This window comes from Sporolituus thermophilus DSM 23256 (assembly GCF_900102435.1).
Classification (GTDB): Bacteria; Bacillota; Negativicutes; order Sporomusales; family Thermosinaceae; genus Thermosinus; species Thermosinus thermophilus.
Genome location: NZ_FNBU01000022.1, coordinates 46,319 through 53,534 on the forward strand (window position 1 = coordinate 46,319; position 7,216 = coordinate 53,534).

A 7,216-nucleotide genomic window follows, 5' to 3' on the forward strand; every position below is an offset into this window, starting at 1 on the left:
TACCACATAAGTATAACTTAGCCCTTAGGCGTTAACCAGGAGGAAGACCTCTACCTCCGTACCGGCAGGCAGCGGCGGGCTGTTTTCGGGAATGACGACAAGCGCATTTGCGGCAATAGCCGATTTTAACATGCCGTTGCCTTGGAGCCGAAGCGGCTCGGCGAGCAGCCCCGCTTCGTTTTGCCAACACCTCGCCCAAACAAAGCGTTTTGCCCCTGTGCTTTTACCAAACGGTGCCGCCAGCGTTGCCCGTACACGCGGCCGCCACCAGCCAGTGCGGCCGCTCATTTTGAGCAGAACTGGCCGTACTAACTGTTCAAAGGAAATACTGGCCGCCGCCGGATTACCAGACAAGCCAATAAACAGCTTGTTTTCTTTCACGCCGGCAAGTACCGGCATCCCTGGTTTTATACTGACGCGTTCAAACAGCACCTTTACGCCCATCTTCTTAAAAACTTCACCGATTAGATCATAATCACCCACCGATGCGCCACCGGTGGTGATACAGACATCACAGTCGGCGGCGCGCTCGAGCAGTTCGATGATAGCGTCCACATCATCGCGGGCCTCGCCGAGCAGCTGCACTTGCCCACCGGCTTCTTGCACCTGGGCGCTTAACATATAACTATTGGAATTGCGAATTTTCCCCGGTGTTAACGGTTCATTGACCGGAATTATTTCGCTGCCTGTGGCCATAAGGGCGACGCGCGGCCGAACATAAACAAGCGGTTCAGCCTTGCCCAGCGCGGCCAGCATGCCCATCGCCCCGGCGTTGATGACAGTGCCGGCCGTTAATACGACTTCACCGGCGGTGATTTCTTCGCCTCGCCGGCAGATGTTTTGGGCCGCCCCCGCGCCGGCCATAATTGTAATGATATCGCCCTCTACCGCCGTATCCTCCTGCCGGATGACGCCAGTCGCGCCCGGCGGGATTGGCGCCCCGGTCATGATGCGGCAGGCCGTGCCGGGCCGGACGGTTTCGCGGGCGACGCTGCCGGCGGCGACATTTTCAATCTGGTGTAAGCGCACAGGCGCGTCCGGCCGGGCATGCTTAACTTCATCGGCAATGACCGCGTATCCATCCAAAGGCGAACGGTCAAAAGGAGGAAAATCCGTGTCGGCAACCACCGTTTCGGCCAACACGCGCTGCCAGCATTGTTCCAGCGGCAGGCACTCAGCCGGCATGACAGAAGCCGTGGCCAACAGTATTTCCTGAGCTGTTTCCAATTTTAGCGCCATGGTTAGCTCTCCTCCGTTATCGCCTGTAGTTCATGCGCCAGAAACAAGGAAATAACGTAAACAACCTCGCGGTAAAACTGCGGAATATCTAGGTTAAGTGCGTCCTGGTAAAGGTCGCCTACCCAATCAAGATGGTCGCGAATATAAACCGCCTGGCGCTCGGCGCTTTCCCTTTCCAGCAGGAAGGCGGCAAACTCCAGTTCCAGGCAGAGATGGTCGGGCATACTCTGGAATTCACGGGGAATTTCCAGTCCATATTGTTTATAGAGCTCCATCATATGGAGCGCAGCATCACTCATGAGATAGCCTTTTTCTTTAGCAATAGGAACTTCAGCCGTTTCATCAAAAGTCCATTGCCGGTATATCGACTCAACCGGCACCAACCGCCGGTCAGGCGGAAAAATAAAAGCGCGAAGATAGGCGTCTTTAAGAGCCTGTATGTTACCGGCCCAGCGGCCCCATCCCTGGTAAGCCGCTAAAGGTATATTGTACCCCAGGGCAGCAAACGCCTCACGGCAATACTGCGCCATGTCCGGTAGTTCTTGCACAAATTCCACAGTCGGTTCCTTTAGCATCTCCGCAAACAGCGTATATAAGCCAACGCGGTATTCCTGTTTATCCATAACCAGCCCTCACCCTTGCAAAAATTTAAGGCTTGCCCGCCAGATTATTTCTCGTATTTCCTTGCCAAACCCTGCTAAAGCCGGGAAATATAATTTTCGACAATTGCTAACCGTCTGAAAAAAGCACCAACAGAAATTGGTCATCATAAATGTGGGTTGTTTGTTTCAACCTATATGAAGAATACCGTAAAAATTCGCTGGAGGTGAAGCAGATGGGTGAAGTCATGTCTGATAAACTCAAAAAACGGTTGGCCCATGATCTTGGCTTCGGCAACAAGATTGAAGACGGCGACTGGGGTGACGTCACCACCCGCGAAGTAGGGATGATGGTAAGGGAAGCCATTAAACGCGCCGAGCAAACATTGGCAGAGCAGGATACCGATACCCCTAAGGCATAAATACAAAAGACTCCTCAGACGCTTACACGTCTGGGGAGTCTTTGTTTTAACCTTCCCGTTTGCCGAGTTCTTTGTCAAGATAAAGAATAGCACTGCTGCGGTCGCCAATCATCTTGATCCGCTCGAGTACATCGCTGGCGCTGGCTTCTTCTTCCACCTGCTCGGTAATGAACCACTGGAGGAAAACTTGCGTCGCCAGATCTTTTTCCTCGACCGCCGTTTCATAAAGTTTATTAATCAGGCTGGTCACATGCTGTTCGTGAGCCAGGACTTTTTCAAATACTTCGGCCGGCGAACCAAATTCAGCCGACGGCGCTTCAATTGCCTTCAGTTCTACAACGCCGCCCCGTTCGAGGAGATAATTAAGGATTTTCAGGGCATGGCTGGTTTCTTCCTGGTACTGTACCTTAAGCCAATGGGCAAAGCCTTTTAAATTTTTGGATTCGCAGTAAGCCGACATGGCAAGGTAGAGGTAAGCCGATTGAAATTCCGCCTGGATTTGGCGATTTAAAGCATCCTGCATTTTAGCACTAATCATATCGATTCTCCCTTCGTTCTTCGTTTTCAATTGCTTGGCAATATTTACCGTGCTTTAATTTTAACAAATTTGTCCAATCTTATTCAAGTGGTTTAATAAATAATTTTTTTCCGCAAAAAAACATTTTAATTTATGGGTTGCCACTCCCGGTGGCAGTCTTAATACTGGGCAATAATCATTGACGAGTGCATAGCCGGTTGTTAGCCAGCTTACTTCTAGCTATAATTAGCGCCGGCCTGGTCAAGGCCGGCGCCAGCTCTTTACAATTCCTCCACAAATCCTGTTTCTTCGAGTTCTGCCACCGGAACGCTGCGTCGCTCTTTGCTGCCGAGTATTACTACTTCCGCCATGCTACGCTCTTTATCAATGGCCTCAATCCACACCGGCTGATTGTGATAGATTACCTCGATATTTTGGGGCGCCGCAATGATTTCCACCGCGCGGTCAGTAACATCGCCATACCTCCTTTAAAAAGTAGTATTAAATCAATGCCGGCGACAATATACGCTACGCAAACAAAAAAATGCGCCTTCCGCCAATACCGCTCTTCAATAAATTGCTTAGTTCAGGTTATAATAAAAATGTTGACAAAATATGCCAAGGAGGGGTTCCCTATGGGCATGACAATGGCCGAAAAAATTATTGCCAGAGCGGCCAATAAACGCGAAGTTAAGCCCGGTGAATTCGTATGGGCCAATGTGGACACTGCCATGATGGACGATTTGCTTGGTCCGCGGGTGGTCATCGCCGAGCATATTAAAAGACTGGGCAATCAAATCTGGGATAAAGAAAAAGTAGTTATTATTTCCGACCACTACTCGCCCGCCGCCAATATCACGCAGGCGGAAATTTTGCAGTTTACCCGCAATTGGGCCAAGGAATACGGCATCAGTAAATATTACGAAGGGCTTGGCCCCTGTCATCAGGTTTTGGCGGAAAAAGGCTTTGATATTCCTGGGACGCTCATGGTTGGAACGGATTCCCATACCACGACCGCCGGGGCGTTCGGCTGTTTCGGGACAGGCATCGGCTCAACGGAAATGCTGGGCGTGCTGGTTTCCGGACAGATCTGGCTGCGGGTACCGGAAACAATGTTATTTGTCTGGCATGGCAAACTGCAAAAGGGCGTCTACGCCAAAGATATTATTCTCCGGACGATCAAGGAAATCGGCCAAGCCGGGGCAACATACAAAGTTATGGAATTTGCCGGCAGCTGTATCGAAAATCTCTCGGTCGACGAACGGATGGCCATTACCAACATGGCCGTTGAGGCCGGCGCCAAAACAGGTTTAATGGCGCCGGACAACAAGGTTTTCGCCTATTTGGAAAGCATCGGCGCCCCGAAAGGCACGCCAATGTACAGCGACCCCGATGCTGAGTATGCCCAGAAGTTTGAGTTTAACGCCGATACATTGGTCCCACAGATTGCCCTTCCCCACGAAGTGGATAAGGTGGTAGACATCACCGAGGCCGAAGGCGAAGTTATCCATCAGGCCTATCTGGGCTCCTGCACCAACGGTCGCTACCCGGACCTTGTCGAAGCGGCCAAAATCCTCAAAGGGCGAAAAGTCCATCCCGATGTGCGGCTATTGGTATCGCCGGCGTCGCGGTCAATTTATCATCGCGCTGTCCGTGAAGGAATTATCGAGATTCTGTCCGATGCCGGCGCCATGATTTTGGCCCCGAGCTGCGGCGCTTGCCTTGGCCTCCACAGCGGCATCCTCGCCCGGGGCGAGCGGGCTATCTCATCCACCAACCGGAATTTCGTCGGCCGCATGGGTCATAAAGAAGCAGAAATCTTCCTTGCCTCCCCTGCCTCGGTAGCGGCAGCGGCCATTGAAGGCAAGATTACTGACCCGCGGAAATACTTATAGGAGGAAGAAGGTATGAAAATCTTACAGGGCAATGTCCTCAAGTACGGTGACAATATTAATACCGACCTTATTTCCCCTCCGCAATACCTTGAAAAGTCACTGGAAATTATCGCCCAGCACGCCATGGAAGGCATCGACGAACAATTTACCAAAAGAATTAAACCCGGTGACATTCTCGTGGCCGGCGCCAACTTTGGCCCGGGATCCAGCCGGGAAACGGCGCCCATTGCCCTAAAAATGGCCGGCGTCGGCGCCATCGTGGCTAAATTTTTTGCCCGCATCTTTTACCGTAACGCCATCAATATTGGCCTACCCGTCCTGGAATGTCAGGAAGTGGACCGCATCCGCGACGGCGACGCACTCGAAATAAACCTGGAAACCGGCGAAATTACTAACAAGACTACCGGCGAAACCTATAAGGCGACCCCGCTATCCGCACCGGTCATGGAAATTCTTTCGGCAGGCGGTCTCATTCCTTACCTGGAAAAGAAGTATGGCCGCGACCTCGTCGCCCATAAGGTAGAACAGCGCTAAAAACCACCGGTTAATGGCAGCTGCGCTGAATTAGTAAGCCCGGTGCAAGGCAGAGCCTTGCACCGGGCTTGGGTTTTATTGATAGGCTCGAGCGATGCTATGCATTATACCAACCGATAAGAGACGGGGAAACAGGGTCGTGAGCCAGCCGGTTTTTGCGCGCGGCAGGGTATGTGCCGGCATAACAATAGAGGCAACCATGCAGGCACGTTTCATAAAACCCGATATCTTTACTCGGCACGCAGCCGCAGGCGGGCCGCTGCGATTTGTCTTTGCCGGCCGCTACCTGGATGCCAAAGACAGCGCGTAGATATTTATCGTCAATACATTTTCCGGGAAAAATGCCAAAGGGAGTAAGGTCATAGACTTCGGCGCAACTGAAAATTTCCATGCCATGCTCCCGCGCTATCGCGCTAAAACAGATCATTAGGCCGGCGAAAGCGTCGCCGCCATAATCCGTTCTAACCGTAATCCCCTGCCGGGTCAGCTTACGAAAATTATTTGTCGCCTTGCGGTATTCATCGGCCAAGCTGACAACAACCCGCCGGGTATAGCCCTCTAGCCGTGCAGCCAGTCCCGCGAAATTGCGACGGTGATATTCGTAGTCAGTTATATCGCTCACTAGTATGGGATCATAGCGCCAGATAAGTTTATCCGCTCCTATCCTCCCGGCAAGTTCCCGGAAATTTGCCATCGACTGCTCTACAGAAGGAGCATAGGGTTCCAGCAATGACGGATACCCTGTTAAGGTATAATGAAAATAGTAGCGGTAGCCTCGCGCTGATAATTCTGCTAGATAAGGAAGCAGTGGCCGGGCGTTTCGCGTCCAAAAAACGATGACGTCTACATCACGGGGATGCAGTGAAACATGCGAAACCTGTGTCCGGTTAAAAGGATTAACAACCGTGCAAAAGTTCGCCCGTATCCTATTCATAAACCATTCGGCGTAAAAAGCAGGTATGTCTGTCCTGCGGCTAGCGCTGATAATCAAGTTACTGCCTCCTTAGCTCATACGTATCCTGTTTCCATTATGGCACGGGCTAACCGCAAATAAAATATGAAAAAGGCTTTCAAGATCACTCCTGAAAGCCTTTTTCATGTTTTGGTGCGGTTGGTGAGATTTGAACTCACACGCCTTTTGGGCGCCACCCCCTCAAGATGGTGCGTCTGCCAGTTCCGCCACAACCGCATATTAGGGGGGGGAGGAAGATGTATACATTGATGGTGCGGTCGAGAGGACTTGAACCTCCATGGAGTTGCCCCCACTAGATCCTGAGTCTAGCGCGTCTGCCAATTCCGCCACGACCGCATGTAAGTTTTCTGGTGCCGAGGACCGGAATCGAACCGGTACGGGTGTTACCACCCGAGGGATTTTAAGTCCCTTGCGTCTGCCAGTTCCGCCACCCCGGCGGATAATGGAGCGGGTGATGGGAATCGAACCCACGCAACCAGCTTGGAAGGCTGGGGCTCTACCACTGAGCTACACCCGCATTATAGAATGGAGCTGATGGCCGGGATTGAACCGGCGACCTTATCCTTACCAAGGATACGCTCTGCCAACTGAGCTACACCAGCATGTTGGTTGCGGGGGCAGGACTTGAACCTGCGACCTTCGGGTTATGAGCCCGACGAGCTACCTACTGCTCCACCCCGCGATAGTATGGTGGAGGGGGTTGGATTCGAACCAACGAAGGCGATCGCCGGCAGATTTACAGTCTGCTCCCTTTGGCCACTCGGGAACCCCTCCGGTTTTGGTGACCCACGATGGACTCGAACCATCGACACCCTGATTAAAAGTCAGGTGCTCTACCAACTGAGCTAGTGGGTCATATTAAGTTGGCAGGGGCGGCTGGACTCGAACCAACGCATGCGGGAGTCAAAGTCCCGTGCCTTACCGACTTGGCTACGCCCCTATAATTGGCTCCCCGGGCAGGACTCGAACCTGCGACCGATCGGTTAACAGCCGATTGCTCTACCGACTGAGCTACCGAGGAATATACCGGCGTCTAC

At 52.3% G+C, this 7,216-nt stretch carries 8 protein-coding genes and 10 tRNA genes; 3 read left to right on the forward strand and 15 right to left on the reverse strand.

The genetic code is table 11. The features are described 5' to 3' along the window. Positions 1-24: 24 nt before the first annotated feature. Together BLQ99_RS11950 and BLQ99_RS11955 are read right to left on the reverse strand one after the other, a co-directional pair. The gene (locus BLQ99_RS11950; RefSeq protein WP_093691290.1) at positions 25-1,239 is read right to left on the reverse strand and encodes a molybdopterin molybdotransferase MoeA; all 1,215 of its coding nucleotides are present in this window, start codon (positions 1,237-1,239) and stop codon (positions 25-27) included. A gap of 2 nt (positions 1,240-1,241) precedes the next feature. After that, positions 1,242-1,862 (reverse strand): TorD/DmsD family molecular chaperone, encoded by a 621-nt coding sequence (locus tag BLQ99_RS11955; protein WP_093691292.1) that lies wholly within the window; start codon positions 1,860-1,862, stop codon positions 1,242-1,244. Positions 1,863-2,074: 212 nt separating this feature from the next. Here BLQ99_RS11955 and BLQ99_RS11960 point away from each other — a divergent pair, with 212 nt between their 5' ends. Beyond that, positions 2,075-2,260: a small, acid-soluble spore protein, alpha/beta type gene (locus tag BLQ99_RS11960; RefSeq protein WP_093691294.1), complete on the forward strand. Its 186-nt coding sequence runs from the start codon at positions 2,075-2,077 to the stop codon at positions 2,258-2,260. A gap of 46 nt (positions 2,261-2,306) precedes the next feature. On the opposite strand, the gene BLQ99_RS11965 is transcribed toward BLQ99_RS11960, so the two are convergent. Further along, a complete protein-coding gene (locus tag BLQ99_RS11965; protein WP_093691296.1) occupies positions 2,307-2,798 on the reverse strand; it encodes a ferritin in 492 nt (163 codons plus the stop codon). 260 nt (positions 2,799-3,058) lie between these two features. Further along, positions 3,059-3,235 carry a small, acid-soluble spore protein, H family gene (locus tag BLQ99_RS11970; protein WP_093691298.1) on the reverse strand — a complete coding sequence of 59 codons (177 nt, stop codon included), beginning with the start codon at positions 3,233-3,235 and terminating at the stop codon, positions 3,059-3,061. 177 nt (positions 3,236-3,412) lie between these two features. Here BLQ99_RS11970 and BLQ99_RS11975 point away from each other — a divergent pair, with 177 nt between their 5' ends. Both BLQ99_RS11975 and BLQ99_RS11980 read left to right on the forward strand, forming a co-directional pair. Beyond that, a complete protein-coding gene (locus tag BLQ99_RS11975; RefSeq protein ID WP_093691300.1) occupies positions 3,413-4,672 on the forward strand; it encodes a 3-isopropylmalate dehydratase large subunit in 1,260 nt (419 codons plus the stop codon). Between the two features lie 12 nt (positions 4,673-4,684). Beyond that, the gene (locus BLQ99_RS11980; protein WP_171904671.1) at positions 4,685-5,206 is read left to right on the forward strand and encodes a 3-isopropylmalate dehydratase small subunit; all 522 of its coding nucleotides are present in this window, start codon (positions 4,685-4,687) and stop codon (positions 5,204-5,206) included. Between the two features lie 97 nt (positions 5,207-5,303). Here the strand turns inward: BLQ99_RS11980 and BLQ99_RS11985 are convergent, their stop codons facing one another. From BLQ99_RS11985 to BLQ99_RS12035, 11 genes are all read right to left on the reverse strand, one after another. Further along, on the reverse strand, positions 5,304-6,197 hold the full coding sequence (locus tag BLQ99_RS11985; protein ID WP_093691302.1) for a DUF1848 domain-containing protein: 894 nt from the start codon (positions 6,195-6,197) through the stop codon (positions 5,304-5,306). A gap of 112 nt (positions 6,198-6,309) precedes the next feature. After that, positions 6,310-6,395: transfer RNA gene (locus tag BLQ99_RS11990), tRNA-Leu, on the reverse strand. 33 nt (positions 6,396-6,428) lie between these two features. Next, a tRNA-Leu gene (locus BLQ99_RS11995) sits at positions 6,429-6,515 on the reverse strand. A gap of 12 nt (positions 6,516-6,527) precedes the next feature. Then, positions 6,528-6,616, reverse strand: a tRNA-Leu gene (locus BLQ99_RS12000). A 6-nt stretch (positions 6,617-6,622) separates the two neighbouring features. Next, positions 6,623-6,696 (reverse strand) — tRNA-Gly (locus BLQ99_RS12005). Positions 6,697-6,705: 9 nt separating this feature from the next. Then, positions 6,706-6,781: transfer RNA gene (locus tag BLQ99_RS12010), tRNA-Thr, on the reverse strand. Between the two features lie 4 nt (positions 6,782-6,785). Continuing rightward, positions 6,786-6,861, reverse strand: a tRNA-Met gene (locus tag BLQ99_RS12015). A 6-nt stretch (positions 6,862-6,867) separates the two neighbouring features. Further along, positions 6,868-6,953 (reverse strand) — tRNA-Tyr (locus BLQ99_RS12020). Between the two features lie 5 nt (positions 6,954-6,958). Further along, a tRNA-Lys gene (locus BLQ99_RS12025) sits at positions 6,959-7,034 on the reverse strand. 9 nt (positions 7,035-7,043) lie between these two features. Beyond that, positions 7,044-7,119, reverse strand: a tRNA-Gln gene (locus tag BLQ99_RS12030). 5 nt (positions 7,120-7,124) lie between these two features. Next, positions 7,125-7,200 (reverse strand) — tRNA-Asn (locus BLQ99_RS12035). Between the last annotated feature and the right edge of the window lie 16 nt (positions 7,201-7,216).

Bases quoted from the DNA above. Each gene is read 5' to 3' on its own strand.
- BLQ99_RS11950 (WP_093691290.1), bottom strand. From the start codon at position 1,239: ATGGCGCTAAAATTGGAAACAGCTCAGGAAATACTGTTGGCCACGGCT.
- BLQ99_RS11955 (WP_093691292.1), bottom strand. From the start codon at position 1,862: ATGGATAAACAGGAATACCGCGTTGGCTTATATACGCTGTTTGCGGAG.
- BLQ99_RS11960 (WP_093691294.1), top strand. From the start codon at position 2,075: ATGGGTGAAGTCATGTCTGATAAACTCAAAAAACGGTTGGCCCATGAT.
- BLQ99_RS11965 (WP_093691296.1), bottom strand. From the start codon at position 2,798: ATGATTAGTGCTAAAATGCAGGATGCTTTAAATCGCCAAATCCAGGCG.
- BLQ99_RS11975 (WP_093691300.1), top strand. From the start codon at position 3,413: ATGGGCATGACAATGGCCGAAAAAATTATTGCCAGAGCGGCCAATAAA.
- BLQ99_RS11980 (WP_171904671.1), top strand. From the start codon at position 4,685: ATGAAAATCTTACAGGGCAATGTCCTCAAGTACGGTGACAATATTAAT.